13 protein-coding genes are annotated in these 22,636 nt (G+C 57.9%); 9 read left to right on the top strand and 4 right to left on the bottom strand.

Features of this window, described 5'->3' with window-relative positions; translation table 11 throughout:
• The first annotated feature begins 7 nt into the window (after positions 1–7).
• The 4 genes from DBAC_RS07105 (at position 8) to DBAC_RS17800 (ending at position 6,052) form a co-directional block, all read left to right on the top strand.
• On the top strand, positions 8–2,068 hold the full coding sequence (locus tag DBAC_RS07105; RefSeq protein ID WP_015773605.1) for a chemotaxis protein CheA: 2,061 nt from the start codon (positions 8–10) through the stop codon (positions 2,066–2,068).
• Positions 2,069–2,071: 3 nt separating this feature from the next.
• Complete coding sequence (locus DBAC_RS07100) at positions 2,072–2,917, top strand: CheR family methyltransferase (protein WP_015773604.1); 846 nt, start codon at positions 2,072–2,074, stop codon at positions 2,915–2,917.
• Positions 2,918–2,998: 81 nt separating this feature from the next.
• A complete protein-coding gene (gene tnpA, locus DBAC_RS07095; protein ID WP_143890833.1) occupies positions 2,999–3,208 on the top strand; it encodes an IS66 family insertion sequence element accessory protein TnpA in 210 nt (69 codons plus the stop codon).
• 87 nt (positions 3,209–3,295) lie between these two features.
• Positions 3,296–6,052, top strand: coding sequence for a cache domain-containing protein (locus DBAC_RS17800; RefSeq protein ID WP_015773603.1), 2,757 nt, complete (start codon positions 3,296–3,298; stop codon positions 6,050–6,052).
• A gap of 354 nt (positions 6,053–6,406) precedes the next feature.
• Here DBAC_RS17800 and DBAC_RS07080 read toward each other — a convergent pair whose 3' ends face one another.
• From DBAC_RS07080 to DBAC_RS17790, 4 genes are all read right to left on the bottom strand, one after another.
• The gene (locus DBAC_RS07080) at positions 6,407–7,552 is read right to left on the bottom strand and encodes a sensor histidine kinase (protein WP_015773602.1); all 1,146 of its coding nucleotides are present in this window, start codon (positions 7,550–7,552) and stop codon (positions 6,407–6,409) included.
• A gap of 73 nt (positions 7,553–7,625) precedes the next feature.
• Positions 7,626–9,647, bottom strand: coding sequence for a PAS domain-containing sensor histidine kinase (locus tag DBAC_RS17795; RefSeq protein ID WP_015773601.1), 2,022 nt, complete (start codon positions 9,645–9,647; stop codon positions 7,626–7,628).
• Between the two features lie 72 nt (positions 9,648–9,719).
• Positions 9,720–13,082: a chemotaxis protein CheB gene (locus DBAC_RS07070; protein ID WP_015773600.1), complete on the bottom strand. Its 3,363-nt coding sequence runs from the start codon at positions 13,080–13,082 to the stop codon at positions 9,720–9,722.
• Positions 13,083–13,135: 53 nt separating this feature from the next.
• Positions 13,136–15,472 (bottom strand): PAS domain-containing hybrid sensor histidine kinase/response regulator, encoded by a 2,337-nt coding sequence (locus DBAC_RS17790; protein WP_015773599.1) that lies wholly within the window; start codon positions 15,470–15,472, stop codon positions 13,136–13,138.
• Between the two features lie 685 nt (positions 15,473–16,157).
• On the opposite strand from DBAC_RS17790, the gene DBAC_RS07060 reads away from it, so the two are divergent.
• From DBAC_RS07060 to DBAC_RS07040, 5 genes are all read left to right on the top strand, one after another.
• A complete protein-coding gene (locus DBAC_RS07060; RefSeq protein WP_043810607.1) occupies positions 16,158–17,018 on the top strand; it encodes a branched-chain amino acid ABC transporter permease in 861 nt (286 codons plus the stop codon).
• A gap of 355 nt (positions 17,019–17,373) precedes the next feature.
• Positions 17,374–18,372 carry a branched-chain amino acid ABC transporter permease gene (locus tag DBAC_RS07055; RefSeq protein WP_015773597.1) on the top strand — a complete coding sequence of 333 codons (999 nt, stop codon included), beginning with the start codon at positions 17,374–17,376 and terminating at the stop codon, positions 18,370–18,372.
• Positions 18,359–19,123, top strand: coding sequence for an ABC transporter ATP-binding protein (locus DBAC_RS07050; RefSeq protein WP_015773596.1), 765 nt, complete (start codon positions 18,359–18,361; stop codon positions 19,121–19,123). Before DBAC_RS07055 ends, DBAC_RS07050 begins: the two co-directional genes overlap by 14 nt.
• Complete coding sequence (locus DBAC_RS19935; protein ID WP_015773595.1) at positions 19,123–21,207, top strand: ATP-binding cassette domain-containing protein; 2,085 nt, start codon at positions 19,123–19,125, stop codon at positions 21,205–21,207. The genes DBAC_RS07050 and DBAC_RS19935 overlap by 1 nt, the downstream gene beginning before the upstream one ends.
• 52 nt (positions 21,208–21,259) lie before the next feature.
• Entirely contained in the window at positions 21,260–22,411 is a 1,152-nt protein-coding gene (locus DBAC_RS07040; protein WP_015773594.1) for an ABC transporter substrate-binding protein, read from the top strand.
• The last annotated feature ends 225 nt before the right edge of the window (positions 22,412–22,636 follow it).

Genomic DNA, 22,636 nt, shown 5'->3' with positions numbered 1-22,636 from the left:
AGCAAAAATGTCCAGAGAAGAACTGAACCGTCAGGCGTTTAAAGAAGAAGCCCTGGAACTTTTGGGCGAACTGGAGACATCCCTCCTCGAACTGGAGGAAGATCCGGCCAATGATGAGGTCATCAACCGCGTTTTCCGGGCGATGCACACCATCAAGGGCTCGGGGGCCATGTTCGGTTTTGAGGATATCGCCTCGTTCACCCACGAGGTGGAGACGGTCTTCGATCTGGCGCGCAATGGTCAGATTCTGGTATCCAAAGAGCTTCTGGACCTGACGCTTCTGGCCAGGGACCATATTCTGTCCATGCTCGAAGGCGAGGAGCAGGGCCTGGGCGCGCGGGCCGGCGAGGTCATACGGGGGCTCAAAGCGCTGACTCCAAGCCGCACGCAGACTGAACCGGACCCTGCGGTCAAGACGGCCACGCCGACCTGCGCCACGGATTCGTCCATGAACACCTGGCGCATTCGCTTCGCCCCGCCCAAGAATTTGTTCATGAGCGGTACCAACCCGGCCTCCCTCCTGGAAGAACTGTGCGAGATGGGTGAACACCACGTCATCATGCACACCAAGGATATCCCCGCCCTGCCCCAGCTCAATCCCGAGGACTGTCTGGTCTGGTGGGATATCATCCTGACCACGGCCAGCAGCGAGGACGATATCCGTGACGTGTTCATCTTCGTGGAAGAGGACAGCGACCTGACCATCCAGATGGTCGGGAGCTGTCAGGGCATCGACGAGGAATCCTACAAGCTCATCGGCCAGATCCTGGTCGAGAAGAACGACATCACCAAGGATGCCCTGGAGCGCATTTTACTTGAGCGCAAGCCCATCGGACAGCTTCTGTCCGAGGCGGGGCTGGTCAGCGCAAGCCAGGTCGAGGCGGCCTTGGTCGAGCAGCAGGAAGTCAAACGTCTGCGTCAGACGGCTGGCGCCGAGCCGCAGGCGTCGAGCATCCGGGTTCCGGCGCAGAAGCTGGATTTTCTGGTCGATCTGGTCGGCGAACTGGTCACGGCCCAGGCGCGGCTGACCCAATTCGCCAGCGAGCAGAATGACGCACGGCTGCAGGCCATCTCCGAAGAGATCGAGCGACTCTCCGATGAGCTGCGCGACAACACCCTCGGCATTCGCATGCTGCCCATCGGCTCGACGTTCAGCCGCTTCAAGCGCCTGGTGCGCGACCTCTCGCAGGAGCTTGGCAAGCGCATTGTGCTCGAGACTCACGGCGAAGACACGGAACTCGACAAAACCGTCATCGAACGTCTGAACGATCCGCTGGTTCACCTGCTCCGCAACAGTATCGACCACGGCATCGAGAGTCCCGAGGAGCGTCTGGCTAAAGGCAAGAATCCCGAAGGCCGAATCGAACTCTCGGCCGAGCATTCCGGCGGCGAGGTGCTCATCCGCATCATCGATGACGGCGCGGGCATAGATCCCGAGCGCATCCGGGCCAAGGCCGTGGAAAAAGGGATTATTGCCCCGGACTCGCTCATTTCCGACAAGGACGCCCTCATGCTCATCTTTGCGCCGGGCTTTTCCACGGCCGAAAAGGTCACCAGCGTTTCAGGGCGCGGCGTGGGCATGGACGTGGTCAAGCGCAACATCGACGCCCTGCGCGGGCGCATCTCCCTGGAGAGCGTGCCCGGCCAGGGCACCACGATCTCGGTGCGCATCCCGCTGACGCTGGCCATCATCGACGGACTGCAAGTCCAGGTCGAAAACAGCTATTTCATCATGCCCCTCTCCGCCGTGGAGGAGTGCGTGGAGCTCATCCGCAAGGACAAGGACCGCGCCGATCTCATCAATCTGCGCGGCCAGATGGTGCCGTACGTCAGCCTGCGCGCCGGTTTCGAAATTCCGGGCCAGACTCCGGAGATCGAGCAGGTCGTGGTCTGCAACTCCCAGGGGCGGCGGGTCGGCATCGTCGTGGACCGGGTCATCGGCGAGCACCAGACCGTCATCAAGAGCCTGGGCAAGGTCTACCAGGACGTGCGAGGCATCTCCGGCGCGACCATCAAGGGCGATGGAAGCATGGCGCTTATCCTTGATATCGCAGCTCTTGTGGCCTGATCCATGTACGACGCAAACGGCCAGACCGCGCCGCTCATGACCGACAAGGAACTCAAGCAGTTCAGTGAGTTCATCTATTCCGAGCTTGGCATAAAGATCACCCAGACCAAGAAGACCATGCTGCAGGCCCGGCTGCAGCGCCGTCTGCGCACCCTGAACATGAGGTCCTACGGGCAGTATCTTGAGTATCTGCAGTCCCTGAAGGGGCTGGAGGTCGAACTGCCGCAGATGGTCGACGCGGTGACCACCAACACCACCAGCTTTTTCCGCGAACCGAAGCATTTCGAGTACCTGTCCCAGATCATCCTGCCGCAGTGGCAAAAAAAACATCCCGGCCAGACTTTCGCCGTCTGGAACGCGGGCTGCTCATCCGGGGAGGAGCCCTACACCACGGCCATGACCCTCATGGACTACCACCAGCGGGTCAGCCCCTTGCGCTTCACCATCGTGGCCACGGATATCTCAACGGACATCCTGAAGAAGGCCGCGCGCGCCGTGTATGAAGATGAAAAAATCGGGACCATTCCGGTGGAATTCAGACGCAAATATCTGCTGCGTAGTAAGGACAGGAGCAGGCGAATGGTCCGCATCATCCCGGAACTGCGCGACACGGTCAGCTTCAGACGCCTCAATTTCATGGATGACTTTCAGTTCCGCGAGAAGATGGACCTGATCTTCTGCCGCAACGTCATGATCTATTTCGACAAGAAGACCCAGAATGAGCTGGTCCAGAAATTCTGCAACCACCTCGAACCCGGCGGCTATCTGTTCATCGGCCATTCCGAAAGCCTGGCCGGCACGGACCTGCCGCTGAAACAGCTGGCTCCGGCCACCTACATGCGCCTATGATCTCCGTAAGCGCTCACCGATCCGCATCTATCCATAAATTTTTCATGTGAGCTAATGGGCCTCCAATTCAAGGGGGTCTTCATGAAATCACAGTTTGCACAGAATCGCTCGGCTCGCTGGATGGCGCATGTCCAGCAATGGCGGGAGATTGCCCTTGGCAAGACCCGATATTGCCGCGAAAATGGCTTGGCTTTGATCACGTTTCAATACTGGATAGCAAAGTCCCAACCATCTTCTGGCTGCGAATCCACTGCTGAACTGCTGACCCTGGCCGGGCAGCCGCTGCGGTAACCGAGCGCGACCGGGGGGACGAGGTATGAGGAATGGACTTTTGATCCTGATGGGCCCGCATTACGGCATTGTTACAGGAGAGAGACTATGCGGCTGATCGCCAACGAAAAGTCAATCCCGCGCATTCATCTGGTCGGCACGCTGTTAGTCGTACTGCTGCTAACGGTCGGACTTGCCGGCTATAACTTGTGGCAAAGCCGGCAGAATGCGCAATCGTCCTTCGACCGCATTGAGCAGACCCTCACCGAGCAGATCGATGCACGCCTGAAGGCTGAAATGCACCGCGCCATGACCACCCTCGAATATATCCGCAGCCAGACTGAGGCAGTCCTGCGTGAAAGCATTGTGCAGCAGGTAGATAGCGCCTATCAGATTGCCGAAGCCATCCACACCCGGGAGTCTGGCCTCCGGCCGAAGGCCGAAGTCCAAAAAATGATCGTCGAGACGCTCCGGCCGATACGCTTTTACGACGGCCGCGGCTATTTTTTCATCGATGACATGAACGGCCAGTTCATCCTGCTGCCCACGTCGCCAGAGCTCGAAGGCAAAACCCTGCTCGACAATCAGGATGACACCGGCCACTTCATTATGCAAGGCCTGATCGCCGCCGCAAGACTGCCTCGCGGCGAGGGCTTCTCGCGCTATCGCTGGTACACGCCGGAAAATCCCACAGTGATGGCCGACAAGCTGTCCTACGTCCGATATTTCGAGCCTTACGACTGGCTGATCGGCACTGGCGACTACCTCTACAAGTGGGCGGAAAGGCAAAAGCAGGAAGCGATGTTGCAACTGCGTGATCACCGCTTCAACACAACCGGCTACGTCGCGCTGTTCGATTCCGACGGCAGTTCGCTGCTCTCGCCCTCCAAAGCCGCGCTTGAAGGCAAGACGGCAGCCGACCTGTCTGTCTTTGAACGCAGCGTCCTCGAAAAGCTGCTGAGCACTGCCCGAGCCGGCGGCGGCATCGTCCACTACGATTGGCCGCAAGCAGGCACCGGCACGCTGGCGAAAAAAACGGCCTATGTTCAGACCTATGCTCCCTGGCAGTGGGTCGTGGTGACCACCATATTCGATGACGAGGTGCATGCGGCGGTCGCAGCTGAACAACAAAATCACGCGCAGCTGATTACCCGGCAGGCACTGACAATCACGCTGGCGGGACTGATGGCGTTGCTGATCGGCCTGATCGTCTCATGGATATTCTCGCGCTGGATGCGCCAATTGTTCACGGAGTACCACCGCAACAATCTCGCCCAACAAGAGGCCTTGCGCCAACAGGCAGATGCATTGCACAAAACCCAGGGCATCCTGGAGCAGGCTCAAAGCATCGGCCACATGGGCAGCTGGCGGCTGGACCTGGTCGAAAAGCGCCTGACATGGTCGGACGAAGCCTACCGCATCTTTGGTGCAACGCAGGACGAAGTTGAACCCAGCTACGAGCTGTTCATGGCCATCGTGCACCCCGACGACCGCGCCGCCGTTGACCATGCTTATGCCTCCTCCATTAAGGAAAATGGGGAGCGCTACGAAATTGAGCATCGCATCGTACGCAGGGACGACGGAGAAATCAGTTTTGTAATCGAACGCTGCGTCCATGAGCGGGATGCCGAAGGCACGGTCATCCGCTCCGTCGGCATGGTCCAGGACATCACCGAGCGCAAGCGGGAGGAGAAAGAACTGCTGCTGGCGAAGGAGCATGCCGAAGCAGCTAACCGGGCCAAGTCCGAATTCCTGGCCAATATGAGCCACGAGATCCGAACTCCCTTGAACGGCATCTTGGGCATGCTTCAGCTCCTTGAGACATCTGTGCAGGATAAGGAAGAGTTGCAGTTTTGTGCCTTGGCCATCCAGTCCACCAATCGTCTGACTAGCCTGCTTTCGGACATTTTGGACCTCTCCCGGGTCGAGGCGAGCATGATGCTCATCCGCTCCGAACGCTTCAACCTGCACAGCGCACTGACTCAGACCATTGATCTTTTCGGACCTGTCGCCGTTCAGACCGGTGTCACGTTGACAGCGCATCTCGACCCTGGTCTTCCGATTTGGGTTGTCGGAGATTCCATCAGGCTACAGCAGGTGCTCACCAATCTGATCGGTAATTCCTTCAAATTCACCAAGCGCGGGCACGTGCACGTCGAGGCCTATCCGCTTCCGTCACGCAGCATCGATACCTTAAGAGTTTTCTTCGCCATTGAAGATACGGGGTGCGGTATTGCGGAAAAAGATATTGGGAATCTGTTCCAACCTTTCACCCAGGTAAGCCAGGGATATAATCGGAACCACCAGGGTGCCGGATTGGGCCTAACCATCAGCAAGCAACTGGTGGCCCTCATGGGCGGCAACATGGCCGTGGAGAGCGAGGAGGGAGTGGGCACGACCTTTGCTTTTTGCGTGACCTTCAGCAAGGAAGTGCAGCCTCATGACGACGAGGCTGCGCCAGAGAGCCTTACTGCGCCGCCGACGTCCCTCCAAATCCTTTTGGCCGAAGACGACGAGACAACGGGTTTCAGTATCAGCAGGCTGTTGGAGAAGTCCGGGCACAGCGTAACCCTGGCCCACAACGGGCAGGAAGCCCTGGAAATGCATGAAGCGAATAATTTCGACCTCATCCTCATGGACGTATCGATGCCGGTCATGGATGGCATCGCAGCCTGCCGGCGCATCCGAGGCTCTAGAAACTCACACAAACGGGATGTCCCCATCATCGCCCTGACGGCCTACGCCATGGCCGGAGATAAGGAGAAATTTCTGGCTGCGGGCATGAGCGGATACGTAGCAAAGCCCGTAACTATGGAGACCCTCATGCAGATGATGGTCGAAACGCTCTCAGAACAGCGGCGTTAGGGAAGCAGACGCACCTTGTGGCGCAGGACAAGTTGCTTCAGGTATTATAGATCGATTTGGGTGGGTCAAAAAGGTAGGTCAAAATGCTTGAGTAAAGCACGGTATAGAGCCCCCTTGGGTGCGGACGCTAGCGCCACGCGCTCCCTGGTCGAAATCGGCAAGACCACGATATCGAGCCCCCAGACTTCAATAACCTGTGCCTGGCGACAAGACGGATAGCGTGCCGCATGATTCTGTGCAAACTGAGATTTCATAAAGACCTACTTGAATTGAAGGCCCATTATCTCATCGCTTGAAATTATTGGAAGATGGGGTTCCCACAGCGCTTACTAATCCCCCCGTATGTCCACGCAATCAGGCTTCAAGAGCCGGCAGTCGCACCCAGAATGTCGTGCCTGCCGGTTCCTCGGACGTGAAGCCGACCTCCCCGCCGAGATAATTCTCCGCCAGCAGCTTGATGGAATAGGTTCCCAGCCCCCGGTCCTGGCCCTTGGTCGAGAATGAGCGCTTGAAGACCTGCAGCCGGACCGATTCTTCCATGACGGCGGGATTGCCGACCCAGAACACTGCCATGTCCTCCTCCCGGCGCAGCCCGGCCGTGACGATGCCCCCTGCGGGAGTGGCTTCGAGGGCGTTTATGAGCATGTTGACCAGAATTCTGCGCAGCAGGGAAAAGTCGGAGTAGACGGCCACATTGAAGCTGCCACCGTCAAGATGGATGTTTTTGCCCAGAGCCTTGGGATGGGTGCGGAATTCTCCGACAACGGACTGGACAATTTCAAGTCCCTGCAGCGTTATCTTTGAAGTAGCATATTCATTTCTTTCCGCAGCCAAGAGCTGCTTCTGTTTCTGGATCTCGTCGACCAGGGCGAAGAGCGAGGACTTGGCCATGTGGGCGATCTCCCGGGCGTCCTCGGGCACTTCGTTCATGAGGATGTCGACCAGATTTCTGGCCCCGCCCGCAGAATTGAGGATGTCGTGAAAAAAGATCCGCTCCAGGGCCTGGCGGCGTTTTTCGTCCGCTATGTCAAGGAGGGTCAGCACGTAATACGTGCCGTCCGGGGTTTCCCACGGGGAGGCGAAGACCCGCAGATCCCGGGCCACGGTCGCGCCGTGCTCATCACCGCACAGCAGTTGGCATTCGTGCACGGTTTTTTCCCGGGTTCGTATACTCTCGAGCATCGCCCGCAGCACTCCGCACTCGCGGCAATACAGTGACGTGCCGCATCCGTTTTTCCCCACATCGGAATAGCTGCAGCCTATGGCCTCGCCCGGGCGCTTGGCCAGAAATGAGCCGACATCGTTGGTGCCCAAAAGGTCGGTGAAGGCCTTGTTGCTGAATAGGATCTGACGAAAAGAGTTCAGCACCAGAAGAGGCAACGGAAAAAAATCGAAATATTGCGAACACAGATGATTTCCGATCCGGGCATTTTCCTGCTGAATTTCATGTATGGGCAATCGTTCGCCGGGAGCGCACAGTGTTTCACATTTCTTGTTCATTATTGACTGCTTCTATGTGGATGTTGAGGAAAATTTCGATGGCGCTGTCTCTGTCTGCGACTTCGCACGTGCGTTAAATGTCGCATTCCTTGTCTGCGAGGGGAAGCGTGAAATAGAATGTCGTGCCCTGCCCGAGGCTGCTTTCCGCCCAGATCGTGCCTCCGTGCTTTTCGACGAATTCCTTGCACAGGATGAGCCCGAGGCCCGTACTCGCTTCTCCCTCGGTGCCGGGCCGGGTGATCTTGTTGTCGAGGGCAAAGAGCATGGACAGGGTGTGTTGGTCCATGCCCACACCCTCGTCCCGTACCTCGACCGTGACCATGTCCCCATCGCGACGAGCCGTAATACGAACCTGTTCGCCCCGATTCGAGAACTTCAGGGCATTGGAAATGATGTTCCGTAGCACAGTACCTATCATTGGCGGGTCGATGCATACAACCAGATCGTCCGGAGTCTCGTCACGCAGGACGATCCCCTTCTGGTCGGCCACGGAATGCGTGAAATCAAGGCTCGCTCTGACGACTCCTTTCAACAGAAAATGACTTGGCGAACAGGTCAGCAGCCCTTGCTGGACTCTGGCCCACTCCAAAAGATTTTCCAGCAGCGCGTAAACGCGAACAGAGCTTGCGTACAAGGCGTCCAAAGACCTGTTGACTTCTTTTACAGTCAATTCCTCGAAATCCTCGACCAGAATTTTGGTCAGGGAAAGGAAACCCGATATGGGGGATTTGAGATCATGGGCAATGATGGAAAAGAACTTGTCCTTTTCCGCAATCGCATTTCGCAGTTCCGTATTGACCCGCCTAATCTCCTCTTCGGATTTTATGCGCTCGCTGATGTCACGCACCGCAGCCACGCGCATGATTTCGCCGTTGATTTCAAAATTTCGCGCTTCAAGCTCGACAAAAACGGCTTCACCATTTTTTCTCACAAATCTGACGACATACGGCCGTGCATATTCCTTGACTATATTCTTGCGGACAATATCCCTATCCTGCTCATGAACCAAGAAATCGAGAATGTTTTTATCGAGTATTTCCTGCTGTTCATAACCAAGAAGTCTGGCCAGGGCGGCATTCAAATCCACGATGACGCCTTTTTTGTGGATGACAATCCCCTCCATAGTCACATCTGAAAGCAGTCGATAGCGCATTTCGTTTTCTCGGCAAGCCAGCTCCGCTGATTTGCGATTCGAAATGTCGCGGCAGAAACAGATAAACATGCCTCCGTACAGCTCCAGGTAAGATGCGGAGACTTCCACATCGAAAATGCTGCCGTCTTTTCGACGATGCTTCGTTTCAAATAATTCGGAGCCGTTTTCGACGATGCGCACAAGACGCGCTTCAGTCACGGCGCTGTCTTCCAGAGCGTCCAGCTCGCCGATGCGCATCCCTTCAAGTTCGCCTTTCGTGTAGCCAGTCATGCGGCAATAGGCATCGTTGATATCGGTCAGGCGCCCGTCCGCACCGATGACCCAGAATCCGTCCTGGGTGGTTTCCAGAATGGAAGTCAGGAAGCGTTCCCGCTCCTGCAGGGCCTCTTCCATCCGGGCTTGCTCCGTGATGTCGCTCAGGATCAGGAGCAGTCTACGCTCCTGTTCCGATTCCTGCCTGTGATTCTCGATTCTGCCGACACAGCGCACCGTGCGCTGGCAGCCGGCCAGGGCGAAGCTCAATTCCTTGCCATCGGGGTTTTTGAAAAACGCCTTGAAACGGCCCAGAAAAGCCGAGCGGTCCGGCGCGGCAATGAAATCGACCAAGGCCTTGCCGCAAAGCAGGTAGGGGTCCTTTTCGACCATTTCGGCAAATGTCTGATTGGTCTGGGCTATGATTCCGCTCTGGTCGATGGTCAGATACCCGACCGGGGCGTCATTGTAGAGACGCGCGAAACGGTCCCGCGCGATTTCAAACTGTTTCTGGGTGTCGCGCAGTTCCTCGTTTTGAAGCTCAAGCTCGATCTGGTACACCTGATAATCGTGAAACAGGGTCTTGATCTCTTCCAGGGAAAGATTCTCGACCGTGCTGACGGATTGCGCCAGGCGTGCCTCGGCTTGCTCTCGCAATATCTTCTTCTTGACTTCAAAGGTCGCTGTCATGGCTCTCCCATGTTTTGGTTGTCAGTGATCACCCTAAGATACTTGATAAAATGGTCATCATATAGACACTGGTCAAGAGGCCTGGGCGGTGGGTTGAACCGCATTATCGACCCCTTCACCATCCATGACCTCGGCAAAAATACAGGCAAACTGATTACGCGCCGGCCTGAAAGCCGTGACTTGAAAACGTTTGCCGACCTGCGACGAATATTGTTCGAATTTCGAGGACTTACCGGTCAGGGCCACCTCGCCGAAAGCCTCGATCCAGAATTTTTCCGTATCCGGCATGATTTCAAGAACGGTCTTGCCCAAAACCTGCTCGGCTTTCAGGCCAGTCATCCTCTCGAAAGCGGGATTGACGGCCAGAAAACGGTAATCCACGGGCGTGCCTTTTTCGTCGCAGATGATCTCATGCAACGAGAATCCGTTGAACATTTCCCGAAAAAGCGTCTGAAAGTCCTGCTCCGCCTGGCGTTTTTCAGTTATGTCCTCAAATGTCGCATAGACCTGCGAAGGCGTGCTCTCGCCGGGTTTGAACAGAGGCATGGCGGTGATGGAGAGCCAGATGTGCGCGTTCTTCTCGGGATGAAAGACCCCTCTCACCACCGGTCCCTCCTTGTGTCCGGTCCGCAAGGCGATCATGGCCGGGTGGTGCGTTCCGGCCACAGTGGAGCCATCCTCGCGGATCATATTCCAGCGCGGGTCCATGGATGTCTTGCCCAGTATCTGGTCCAGGGTAAGCCCCAGAATGCGTCCCGCAGCTGGGTTGGCGGAGATGATGGAGCCGTCGGCCTCATGGTAGACCACGCCTAAGGGGAGGGTTTCAAAGAGGGCGCGGTATTCTTCCTCGCTTGCACGCAGAGCCTCCTCGCCGAGCTTCATGCGGGTGATGTCCACAAAGGAAACCAGGGTGCCGGAAAAGACCCTCGGCCCTACGGAATACGGCACCACTCGCATCAGATACCAGCGGCCATCCTTGGCGCGGACCTCGTGCTCTGCCAATTTCCCTTGCCTGTGCACGCTCTCGATGATCCGGACCGGATCGGCATTTTCGAGCTGGTGGGAGATGTCCGACAAGCTCCGCCCCACATCCGCGCCAAGCACATTGAACACCTCGGCGATTTTGGGTGAAAAACGCCTGATATCCATGTTCTCGTCGAGCAGGAGCTGCCCGATCTGGCTGACGTTCAAGAGGTTGTCCACGTCGTTGTGCAGCTCGCTCAGCTCCACGATCTTGGACTGGTACTCGGAATTGACCGAATACAGCTCTTCATTGGTGGATTGCAGTTCCTCGTTGGTGGATTGCAACTCCTCATTGCTGGCAAGGAGCTCTTCGTTGGTGGCCTGCAATTCCTCGTTGGCGGTCTCCAGTTCCTCTACCGTTGCCTGCAGGTTCTCGCGGGTGAATTGCAGCTCCTGCTCCAGGTCGGTGATGCGCTGCTCGGCTTCCAGGGACAGATCATAAGCCTGAATGGCCTGTGTCTTGTCCAGAATGTCGGGCCGTGCGACCTCTTCCAGAAATACGGCCACCAGCGGCTCCTGCCCTTTTTTCTGGGGCAGGGGCAGAATCCGCAAATCCACCACTTTGAGCGCATCCATGTCGCGCAGCTTGATGTTGGAGAAGCGAAGCGCCTCCTGCTTGCGGAAAACTTTCTGGATGCCGGTGGAAAGAGGGATGGACAGATCCTTGGCCGCCATCTTGGAGATGTCCCGCGAGAGCTTGCCCGAGGGCAGCTTGAAATACCCTGTGGTGTCTCCGAAGACGTGCAGCACCTCCATCTGCTCGTTGACGACCACGGCCAGGGGGAAATTGTCCGCGCTTAGCGCTTCCAGGAAACGCTCCAGAATGCGCTCGTCATTGACGTGCGGATCCCGGCGCATCACCGGGAAACGGCTGCCCAGGTCGCGGTAGGTCGAACCCGGAACCTGGGGCAGCTCATGAGAATCGAGGCTGTGCTTGAACCGCCCCTTGGTGCGGTAAATCTTGCTTTTGTGATCGAGGCTCTCGAAACAGTCGCCCATCTCGCCGATGGTTTCGCTGGTGCCGAGCAGCAAAACGCCCTGGGCATTGAGCGAAAAATTGAAAAACTCCAAAACTTTGCGCTGCAGGACAGGCTGCAGGTAGATAAGCAGGTTGCGGCAGGAGATAAGATCGATATTGGTGAACGGAGGGTCTTTTATGAGGTTGTGCTGGGCAAAGACGACCATCTCGCGGATGTTGCGGGAAATCTGATAGCTGTCCTGCTTGCGGTAGAAATACTTGCTCAGCAGCTCCTGCGGGACGTCGGCGGCGATGCTGTCGGGGTAGACCCCGTTGGCCGCGAAAAGGACGGCGTCGCGGTCGATGTCCGTGGCGAAAATTTTCAGGTCACGGTTGATTCCGGACTGAAGCATGTATTCCTTGGCCAGGATGGCCAGGGTGTAGGCCTCCTCTCCCGTGGAGCAACCGGCGATCCAGAACCGGCTCTCTTTTCCGGCGGAGCGGTTCAGGATTTCCGGTAGCCAGCTTTCCTTCAAAAGTTCAAACACCTCCCGGTCGCGGAAGAATCTGGTCACGCCGATCAGGAATTCGCGAAACAACGTGCCCGCCTCGCCGGGAAAATTCTGCATGTAGGCCACATAATCCCGGATCTCATCGATGCGGTTTATGGACATGCGGCGTTCGATGCGCCGGGTCACGGTGCTGGGCTTGTAGTAGGTGAAATCGGCCTTGAACTTGTCGCGCAGGATGGCGAAAATGCGGGTCAGGGCGTCCTCGTCGCTGATGACGGTCTCGGAGCGCTCGGCTTTTATGACGAAGGGGTGCTTGGCGTAGGAAAGCAATCGTTCGGGCATTTCCTCCGGCGGCAGGATGAAGTCCACCAGTCCCGTGGAAAGGGAGGCCCGGGGCATGCTGTCGAATTTGGCCGTGCTTTCGCTCTGGACCATGACCATGCCGCCGAACTCCTTGATGGCCCGCACGCCGCGCATGCCGTCGCTGCCCGATCCAGAAAGGATGACGGCAACGGCCTTGTCGCCCTGGTCTTCGGCCAGGGAACGCAAAAAAATATCGATGGGGAGGTTGATGGTGCCTTTGACGTGTTCCTGGTCGTTCAAGAGCAGCTTGCCGTGAAATATGCTCAGGTTCTTCTTGGGCGGAATCAGATAGACGTTGTCCGGCAGGACCGGCATGCCCTCCTCGGCCCGGAGCACTTTCATCTTGGTCTTCTTGGAAAGGATCTCGACCATAAGGCTCTTGTAGTCCGGAGACAGGTGCTGGATGACGATGAAGGCCATGCCGCTGTCCGGGGCCATGCCCGAGAAAAAAGCTTCAATGGCTTCCAGGCCTCCGGCCGAAGCTCCCACCGCCACATACAGGGACGGTTTGATCGACGTCTGCGTGTTGGATGCGGCGGATGCCGGCTTCTTTTGTTTGGGGGAATACTTTTTTGTCATTAAAGAGACCTCGTGCCGGGGTTTCAATGGTTCGCGTCAAACAGTCCGAAGCGTCAGGGATGCATGTTTCGACTCCCGGCACGGGGAGCATGTTTTTCGATCATTCGCTGCAGGTTCTCCAGGCTGACCGGCTTGACCAGATAGTCGTCCATTCCCGAGGCGAGAAATTTTTCCCGGTCCCCGGTCATGGCGTACGCGGTCAGTGCGATGACAGGGATGCTCTTGCAGGCGGCTAGGCCGGGAGAGTTGCGGATTTCCTTGGTGGCCTCCTGGCCTCCCATGACCGGCATCTGAATATCCATGAGCACGATGTCGAAATCTCCTGTGCGCAAGAGATCAAGAGCCTCCTGGCCATTTTCGGCCAGGGTTACCGCATGGCCGGATTTTTCCAGCAATTTGCGGGTGGCGACCTGGTTGGACGGATCATCTTCGACCATCAGAACGTGCATGGTTTTACGACCGGTTATATCTGCCTTTTCCCTCATCCTTGCCGGGGGCAGCTCCTGCAGTGACTTGAACGGGAGGACCACATGCACCGCGGTCCCTTTGCCCAGAACGCTTTCCATATAAATGTGCCCTCGCATAAGCTCCACCAGACGCCGCACTATGGCCAGTCCGAGGCCCGCACCTTGGTATTTGCGCGTGTAGGATCCTTCCACCTGCGCGAAAGGCTTGAACAGATCCCTCAGTTTATCCTCGGGGATGCCGATTCCCGTGTCGTAAACGGAAAAAAGAAGCCGCAGTTCGCCGTTTTTGGCAGGAGCGATGGGAGCCATCTCCAGCCGCACCCTGCCTTGATCGGTGAATTTAAGGGAGTTGCCGACCAGGTTGAAAAGAATCTGCCGCAACCTGGCGACACCGCCGATAAGAATCGGCGGCAGGTCGGGGTCGATGACATACTCCAGGGAGACATTTTTTTTGTCGGCGTTGACGGCGAAAAGTTCGGTTACGGAATCGCACAGCTCACGCAGGCTGAAATCCTCTTCGACGACATCCATCTTGCCCGCCTCGATCTTCGAGATGTCGAGAAGATCTGTCAGCAGACGGGCCAGACGGTCTGAAGACCTGATGGCCATGGAAACGATTTCGCGCTGCTCGTCGTCCAGGAGCGTGGTTTGCAGCAGTTGCATGAGACCCATGACGCCGTTCAAAGGGGTGCGGATTTCGTGGCTCATGTTGGCCAAAAATTCAGACTTGGCCTGGTTGGCCGCCTGGGCCGCGTCCCTGGCCTTGATCAGCTCTGCTTCGACCAGTTTTCGCTCTGTGTCGTCCCGGAATTCGACGGATCGGACCATGCGGCCCTTGTACGGTATGTTTCGGGCTTCCAGGCGCAGCGGGTATTCCTGACCGTTCTTGCGCAGGCCGACCGCTTCGTAGGGCTTTTCGTACCCGGCCAGAATGTTCTTCATGACCATTTTCCGCGACTTTTCAGCGATGAGCAGCAGGCCGTCCATGCCGATCAATTCATTCACGGAGTAGCCGGTGATGCCGGACAACCCCTGATTGCAATCGAGAATGATCCCCTTGTCGTGGATTGTTATGCCGCCGAAAGAGGCATTGTGCAGGGCCTTGAAGCGCTCTTCGCTTTCCTGGAGCGATTTCTCGGCGAGCTTGCGATCTGTTATGTCGCGATAAATGGCGTAGGCGCCGATGATGCGTCCGTCGATGAGGATGGGGTACCCGATGAGCACAACATCGAGAGGCGTGCCGTCTTTTGTGCAACGCACTGTTTCCGTCTCGACGATCGTTCCATTTTTAAAAACGAGATCCGAATAGTGTCCCGCTTCGTCACGGTACATGCCCTGGGAAACGAGATCGTTTATCTGCTTGCCGTGCGCATCTTCCCATTCGTATCCGAAAAGATAGGTGAAAGACTTGTTGATCTGCAAAACGAAACCCTGGTTATCAACAATGGCAATGGCCTCCGGCGAGCTGTCGAACAAATGCTCGAGCATTGCCTTTTGTTTTTGCAAGGCTGCTTCGGATTGCTTGCGCTCGGTAATGTCCGTGGTGAAGCCTTGGTAATGGGAGATTCTGCCCTGCGCGTCGCGTACTGCCCTGGCGTTTCTGGACACCCAGACAATGGATCCATCCCGCCGCTTAAATTTGCTTTCAAAGTTGACGACTTCGCCGTGGGCTTCAAGCACACGCTTGAATTCCTCCCTTTGGGCCGGATCGACATAAACCTGCGTGCCGATGTCGGTAATGGAGACAAGGACGTCCTCTGGCGAATCGTAGCCGAAAATTCTGACCCAGGCTGGGTTTACGTACAGATACCGCCCTTCGGGAGTGGATGAGAACACGCCGATGGGAGCGCTCAGCAGCAGATCGTCCACATCCTGAAATCCGGACAGTCGCGAGGGGGGGCTTATGGAATGATCAGGAGCCATGTCCGGCTCCGCAATGTAGCGACATCATTACCACCATGGTCTCCGTGTGCAGGACGTTTATCAGGATAACGCAGGGGAATGACTTCAAACACGCCTCGTGTTAAAAATTCGTACGTTCGACCACAGTTTGCGAAGACTCCACTACCTTTCGTTTGTTCGTGCCGATCTTGAAACTGGGCTTGAATCCTGGCTTGAATCCGGTCTCGAATAATCGTGTCAGACAGGCGCGGAGCCCGCCTTTGTTTTTGATCTATGCTTGCGGCCACCGTAAAGTAGGCGTCTTCTGGCGAGCAAGCATTTTTTGTAAGACATTTTTTTCTTAAGATGCTCCGGAAGTCAAAACATTTGTCAAAGAGGATTCGTGCCAAGGTGATTTTGTGTGAACGGCTGAAATTTGCTCTTGAATATTAAGCAACTCGGGCCGCCAAGCAATGCAGGTATTCATTACGAAGTTTGTCATACAATATGCGTAGGACAAAAAATGATTGAGTTGCTGTCTTTGTTACGCGTGAGTTTCCGGTCGGTTGCCGCATTTCACATTTTACCGGACCATGAGTAATCATGCGATTTGTATCGACAGGGTCCGGCCAGAATGCACAGGAGTAAGCCGGCACCAATCCTTGAAATTCCTTGCCATCTCCATTACACGAAACCATCTTCACATTTCAAGCAGTTGGAAACAAATTTGTACACAGATCTCCTTCAGTATATTTTCAGCGGACTGACCGGCGGAGCCATCTATGCGCTCATCGCGCTGGGCTTTTGCGTGGTCAGCAACACTATGGGCATCGTCAACTTCATCCAGGTCGATTTCGTCACCCTGGGCGGCATGTTCATGTTCTCGGCGCTGTTCGCCCTCGGCCTGCCCACGGTCCCGGCGCTTGGCCTGTCCGTCTGCCTTGTGGCGCTGGTGGCCATGGTGGTTGAGCGTATCGGCCTCAGGCCCGCGAGATCGGACAATCATCTAGTGCTCATTTTTTTGACCGTTGGACTGTCCATCATTCTGCGCGGGATCATCAAGATCGTGTGGGGCAAGAACCGCATGGCGCTGCCCCCGCTGACTCCGGACGTGCCCGTGCAGATCCTGGGAGCGAGCGTGCTGCCGCAGGCTCTGTGGATTCTGGGTCTGACCGTGGTCGCCATCGCAGTCCTGACCTGGTTCTTTCACCGGACCTCGCTTGGCCTGTGCATGCGCGCCGTGGCTTCCAATCCCACGGCTGCGGCCGTGGTCGGCATTGCCTCGGGCCGCATCCGCCTGACCAGCTACGCCATCGCTGGAGCCCTGGGCGGCCTGGCCGGAGTGCTGGTCACGCCCATCACCACGCTCAACTACGATGTGGGAGTGCTGCTGGGCCTCAAGGGCTTCGCCGCCGCCATCCTCGGTGGCTTCGGCTCCTTCCCCGGAGCCATCCTCGGCGGCCTGGGACTTGGCCTTCTCGAATCCCTGTCCGCCGGATACCTGTCCAGCGCCTACAAGGACGTGGTAGCCTTCGTGGTTCTGCTGCTGGTCCTCTTTGTTCGCCCCAAGGGATTGCTGGGCAAGTGACGACTTTCCTTTGACTATAAAGATCGCGAACGCGTAAAGCATCACGATTTGTCAGCAGCCGCTTCAACTCCCCTCCTGCCAAGGAGGGGTGCCCGAAGGGCGGGGTGGTTGACTCTTACAGTCTGATTGCTTCATTCAAGGGGAATACCCCCTCCCCCTGCGGGTACTCCCCCTTGGCAGGGGGAGATTCATAATTCGGCATGCTCACCCATCCCGCCAAGACGAAGAGGGCAGGCACTTGGGCCTGCCCCTACGCTCGACATCTTCATGGCAAAACACTAATTTATATGCTTTACCCCCGGCCAAATCGATTATACTTTCCCGGCCCAGACGACACCATTCTTCAAGGACTCTCATGACCGGCAGACAAAACATTCTCTACTTTCTCTCCCTGCACCGGACAGGACTCTTCGTATCCCTCATGGCCATGGCGCTGATCCTCTTTCCCTATATCGAGGACAACCCCTACACCCTGGGCCTGACCAATCTCATCGCCATCAACGCCATCGTGGTTCTGGGCCTGAACCTCTTCATTGGCTATGCCGGACAGATTTCGCTTGGCCATGCCGCTTTTTTCGGCCTTGGCGCCTACGGTTCGGCCATCGCCACCGTCACTTTCGGATTGCCCCCCTGGCCGGCCATGTTTCTGATCGCGGCGCTGGTGGGCCTGGTCTCGCTGGCCGTGGGCATCCCGGTGCTGCGCCTGTCGGGGCACTATCTGGCCATGGCCACGCTTGGCCTGAACTACGTCGTGCACACCGTCCTTTTGCAATGGGACGAGGTCACGGGCGGCCCCAGCGGATTCGCAGGCATCCCCAGCCTGTCCGTTGCCGATGTGGTCTTCGATGACCCGGTCAGCCTGCATTATCTGCTCTGGGGCTTCACCATGGCGTGTCTGCTGCTGTGTCTCAATCTGGTGCGCAGCGGGGTCGGCCGGGGCCTGGCCGCCCTGGCCGGGGACGAGACCGCGGCCGCGAGCCTGGGCGTCGACACCCGCGCTGCCAAGGTCAAGGTCTTCGTGCTCTCGGCCGTGCTCGCCTCACTGGCCGGAAGCCTTTTCGCCCACTGCTATTCCTACGTGAGCCCCGACACCTTCGGCATCTTCACCTCGACGGACCTCGTCATCATGGTCGTGGTCGGCGGGATGGGCTCCATCTGGGGCTCGGTCTTCGGCGCGGCCTTTTTGACTCTGCTCCCGGAATGGATGGAGGTCTTCGATACCTACAAGGACTTCGTGCACGGCGGCATTCTCGTGCTGGTGCTGATGTTCCTGCCGCAGGGCCTGATCACGGGCCTGACCGACATGATCCGGGTGCGCCTGGCCCTGTGGAGGCGCGACCATGCTGCGGCTTGACGGGCTCAGTAAATTTTTCGGGGGACTGCCTGCCCTGCAGGACGTATCCATCAGCGTGCCCGCCGGGCAGCTGACCGCGCTCATCGGCCCCAACGGCGCGGGCAAGAGCACGCTCATCAACTGCATGACCGGCGTGCTCCCCCCAAGCTCTGGATCCATCCGATTTCTGGATCAGGAAATCGCGGGATTTACGGCCCATCGCATCACGCGTCTGGGCATCCACCGTACTTTTCAGAATCTGCGCCTTTTTCCCCGCCTTTCGGTGCTGGACAATGTGCTGACCGGCCTGACCTGCGAAGGGGGCGAATCCATGATCATGGCCATGCTGCGTCTGCCCTATCTGCGCCACCGCGAACGGCAGCTCAAGCTGCGGGCCCTTGAGGCGATGGACCAGTTCGGACTGGCCGACAAGGCCCAGTGGCCAGCCGGAGTGCTGGCCTACGGCGACAAGAAGCGAGTCGAGCTGGCGCGGGCCATTGTCGGCAAACCGAAGCTGCTCCTTCTCGACGAGCCCGTGGCCGGCCTTAACGCGGAAGAAACGGCGGCCGTGGGCGAGCAGCTCAGAAACCTGCGCCGCGCGGGACACACCATTTTACTGGTCGAACACGACATGGATCTGGTCATGAACATCGCGGATCTGGTGGTGGTGCTGGACAGCGGCCGCTGCATCGCCACGGGCACGGCCGATGAAGTCCGCCGCAACCCGCTGGTGCTTGAAGCCTATCTTGGAAGAATGGAGGCCACGGCCTGATGCTGACCATAAAGAATCTTACGGCGCACTACGGTGCGGCCCAGGCCCTGTTCGGCATCGACATGGAGGTCGGGGCCGGGCAGACCGTGGCCCTGGTCGGGGCCAACGGCGCGGGCAAGAGCACCCTGCTCAAATGCGTGATGGGTCTGGTTAGGCCCACGGGCGGGGAAATCCTCCTCGATGGCAAAACCGTGACCGGATCGAGTCCGGCGCGCATGGTTCGTCACGGGTTGGCCTTGTCTCCCGAAGGGCGCGAGGTGTTTGCCCAGCTCTCTGTGCTGGAAAACCTGCAGCTCGGCGCCATCCCCTTGAGCCTGGCCAAGGCCGAGGAAACCCGGCGCATGGAAGAGATTTTCGCCCGTTTTCCAAAACTTAAGGAGCGTCGGCAGCAGTTGGCCGGAACCCTGTCCGGCGGCGAACAGCAGATGCTGGCCATGGGCCGGGCGCTGATGGCCGCGCCGCGCCTGTTGCTCCTGGACGAGCCGAGCCTCGGGCTGGCCCCGCTCATCACCGACGAAATCTTTTCCATCATCCACCAGCTTGCCCGCGCCGGCACGACCATCCTCATTGTCGAACAGAACGCCGCCCGCGCCCTGTCCGCATCGGACACGGCCTATCTGTTGGCCGGGGGAAACATTGTCGAGCAGGGCAATAGCCGCGATCTGCTCCTGGACCCTTCCCTGCGCGCCGCATTCCTGGGCGCGGCCAGTCAAGACAACCCATCCGCCAGCCGCCTGGGAGCGGCCGGGCTGACCAATATCCGTCTGGAGAAACCGCCCATGCACAAAAACTTCATGCCTTCCTTTAACTCTGAAGAAGAACTCAAAGCCCACCAGTTGCAGGGGCTGCAGTGGACCGTGCGCCACGCCTTCGAAGGGTCCCCCGCCTACCGCGCCAAGCTTGAGGCGGCGGGCGTGACCCCGGATTCGATCCAGAGCCTGGATGATCTGAAGCGCCTGCCCTTTACCACCACCGACGATCTGCGCGACGGTTACCCCTTCCCGCTGAAAAGCGTGCCCTTCGAGCAGTTGGTGCGCGTGCACGCCAGTTCCGGGACCACGGGCAAGCGCAAGGTGCTCTGCTACACGCAAAAAGATCTGGACGACTGGACCGACATGTTCGCCCGCTGTTACCAGAGCGCGGGCGTCAATTCCCTCGATCGGGTCCAGATCGCCGTGGGTTACGGAGTCTGGACGGCGGGCATGGGCTTTCAGCTCGGCTGCGAAAAGGTCGGCGCGTTGGCCGTGCCGGTGGGTCCCGGCAACATCGACATGCACATCCAGTTCCTGCTCGATTTCCAGTCCACGGTCTTCTGCTCCACGGCCTCCATGGCGCTGCTCATGGCCGAGGAGATCCACAAACGAGGCATCGCCGACAAAATCGCGATCAAGAAGATCATCTACGGATCCGAGCGCTCCAGCCGGTCCATGCGCAAGAAGATCTCCGAGCTCTTCGGCGGGGCCGAGCTTTTCGACATCACCGGCCTGACCGAACTCTACGGGCCGGGCACGGGCATCGAATGCTCCGATCACGACTGCATCCATTACTGGAGCGACTACTACCTGTTGGAGATCCTTGATCCACAGACCCTCCAGCCGCTGCCCGACGGCGAATGGGGCGAGATGGTCATCACCACCCTGTGCAAGGAAGGCTCGCCGCTGATCCGCTACCGTACTCGCGACATCACGCGCATCATCCCCGAGCCCTGCACCTGCGGCAGCATCATGCCCCGGCATTCGCGCATCAAGGGCCGCTCCGACGACACCATCAAATTCAGGGGCGTGAATATCTACCCCAGCTCCATCGACACCATCCTTTCGTCCGTGCCTGGACTTGGTTCGGAATATCAGATCCATCTGACCCGGGGCGACGGCGGCCGCGACAATCTGCGGCTCGTGATCGAACGCGCCGAGGGCGTGGCCGCAGGGCGTGGGCCGGAGCTGGCGCATGAGGCTGGACATCAGATAAAAAAACAGCTCATGGTCACGGTGGACTTGGAACTTGTGGACTACGGCGCTTTGCCCCGTTCGGATCGCAAGAGCCAGCGGGTTTTCGACAGCCGGATTCAGGACGAGATCGTTTGATTTTACGACTGGGCCATATAGGCATCAATCAATCTGAAGAGGAGAAAATGTCATGCGCAAGATTTTCTGTTTTTTGAGCTGTCTCATGCTGCTGGCTTCCCCGGCCCTGTCCGAGGACACCATCAAGCTGGGCGCGTTTTTCGACCTGTCGGGCCGGGCGTCTTTCATCGGTACTCCGAGCAAGCTGGTCGCAGAGATGCTCGTTGACAAGATCAACGCAGAGGGCGGGATAAACGGCAGGAAGATCGAGCTGCTCATGGCCGACACCGAGGGCGATCCGGCCAAGGCCGCCAACATCGCCACCAAGTTCATCCACAAGGACAAGGTCGTGGCCATTGTCGGGCCGACCCTGACCGATACGGGCATGAACGTGAAGAAGATCGTGGACTCCGGCAAGACACCCATCGTCATGACCGTGGGCGGGGATCCGGTCATCATGGGCGGCAAGTTCGGCTCTTTTGAATGGGTCTTCAAATCGCCCCAGCGCTCCAAGATCGCGGTTGAACGCCTCTTCACCTATCTGAAGGACAAGGGGCTGACCAAGGTCGCCCTGCTCTCGGCCGATGACGGTTTCGGCAAGGACGGCCTGCGCTGGATGGAAGAGCTGGCCCCCGCTTTCGGGATTGAAATGCTGGTCAAGGAATCTTTCGGCGCCCGCGACACGGACATGACCGCCCAGCTGACCAAGGCCAAGAACGCAGGTCCCCAGGCGCTCGTTGTCTGGACCACGGGCCCGGCCGGGGCCATCAGCGCTAAGAACGTGGCCCAGCTCGGCATTGATCTGCCCCTGTTCCAGTGCCATGGCCTGCCCGATCCCAAGTACATCGAACTGGCCGGACCGGCGAGCGAAGGCAACCGCATGCCCGCGACCAAACTCATGGTCGTGGACGAACTGCCTGACACGGACCCTCAGAAGGCCGTGATCCAGGAATTCGTCAAGCTCTACGTCGAAAAGGGCTACGATAAGCAGTTCCCCATCAACACCCACTCCGGCTATGCCTGGGATGCGATCCGGCTCATCGTCGACGCCATCGCCAAGGTCGGAACCGAGCCCGAAGCCCTGCGCGCCGAAATCGAGAAAACGCAGAACTATGTCGGCATCTCCGGCATCTACAACCTGACCCCCGAAGACCACAACGGACTCGATGTGGACTCCATGGTTATGGTCCAGGTCAAGGACGGCAAGTTCGTTCTGGCCGACTAAACGGTCCTGCGTTACGAACACAACAAGGCCTCTCCTTCGCGGGGGAGGCTTTTTTTTTGAGTCGCGGGGAAATAACCAGCGGATAGGCCGAGACACCGTCTTGGGGCGCAATATTTTTCCAATGCCGGCAGCCCGTCGTCCCAGGTTTTGAGCGTGAGGCCAAGGATTGCGCGCCAAGCCTGAAATGGGTAAATAAAAATGTCGCCAACCCTTTTATAAGGATTA

This window comes from Desulfomicrobium baculatum DSM 4028 (genome assembly GCF_000023225.1).
GTDB classification, from domain to species: Bacteria; Desulfobacterota; Desulfovibrionia; order Desulfovibrionales; family Desulfomicrobiaceae; genus Desulfomicrobium; species Desulfomicrobium baculatum.
This window is presented reverse-complemented; position numbering and strand designations above follow the sequence as displayed.

Excerpts from the sequence above, each read along its gene's own strand:
- DBAC_RS07070 (WP_015773600.1), bottom strand. The coding sequence starts at position 13,082 with ATGACAAAAAAGTATTCCCCCAAACAAAAGAAGCCGGCATCCGCCGCA.
- DBAC_RS17795 (WP_015773601.1), bottom strand. The coding sequence starts at position 9,647 with ATGACAGCGACCTTTGAAGTCAAGAAGAAGATATTGCGAGAGCAAGCC.
- DBAC_RS07100 (WP_015773604.1), top strand. The coding sequence starts at position 2,072 with ATGTACGACGCAAACGGCCAGACCGCGCCGCTCATGACCGACAAGGAA.
- DBAC_RS07040 (WP_015773594.1), top strand. The coding sequence starts at position 21,260 with ATGCGCAAGATTTTCTGTTTTTTGAGCTGTCTCATGCTGCTGGCTTCC.
- DBAC_RS19935 (WP_015773595.1), top strand. The coding sequence starts at position 19,123 with ATGCTGACCATAAAGAATCTTACGGCGCACTACGGTGCGGCCCAGGCC.
- tnpA (WP_143890833.1), top strand. The coding sequence starts at position 2,999 with ATGAAATCACAGTTTGCACAGAATCGCTCGGCTCGCTGGATGGCGCAT.
- DBAC_RS07105 (WP_015773605.1), top strand. The coding sequence starts at position 8 with ATGTCCAGAGAAGAACTGAACCGTCAGGCGTTTAAAGAAGAAGCCCTG.
- DBAC_RS07055 (WP_015773597.1), top strand. The coding sequence starts at position 17,374 with ATGACCGGCAGACAAAACATTCTCTACTTTCTCTCCCTGCACCGGACA.
- DBAC_RS17790 (WP_015773599.1), bottom strand. The coding sequence starts at position 15,472 with ATGGCTCCTGATCATTCCATAAGCCCCCCCTCGCGACTGTCCGGATTT.
- DBAC_RS07080 (WP_015773602.1), bottom strand. The coding sequence starts at position 7,552 with ATGAACAAGAAATGTGAAACACTGTGCGCTCCCGGCGAACGATTGCCC.
- DBAC_RS17800 (WP_015773603.1), top strand. The coding sequence starts at position 3,296 with ATGCGGCTGATCGCCAACGAAAAGTCAATCCCGCGCATTCATCTGGTC.
- DBAC_RS07050 (WP_015773596.1), top strand. The coding sequence starts at position 18,359 with ATGCTGCGGCTTGACGGGCTCAGTAAATTTTTCGGGGGACTGCCTGCC.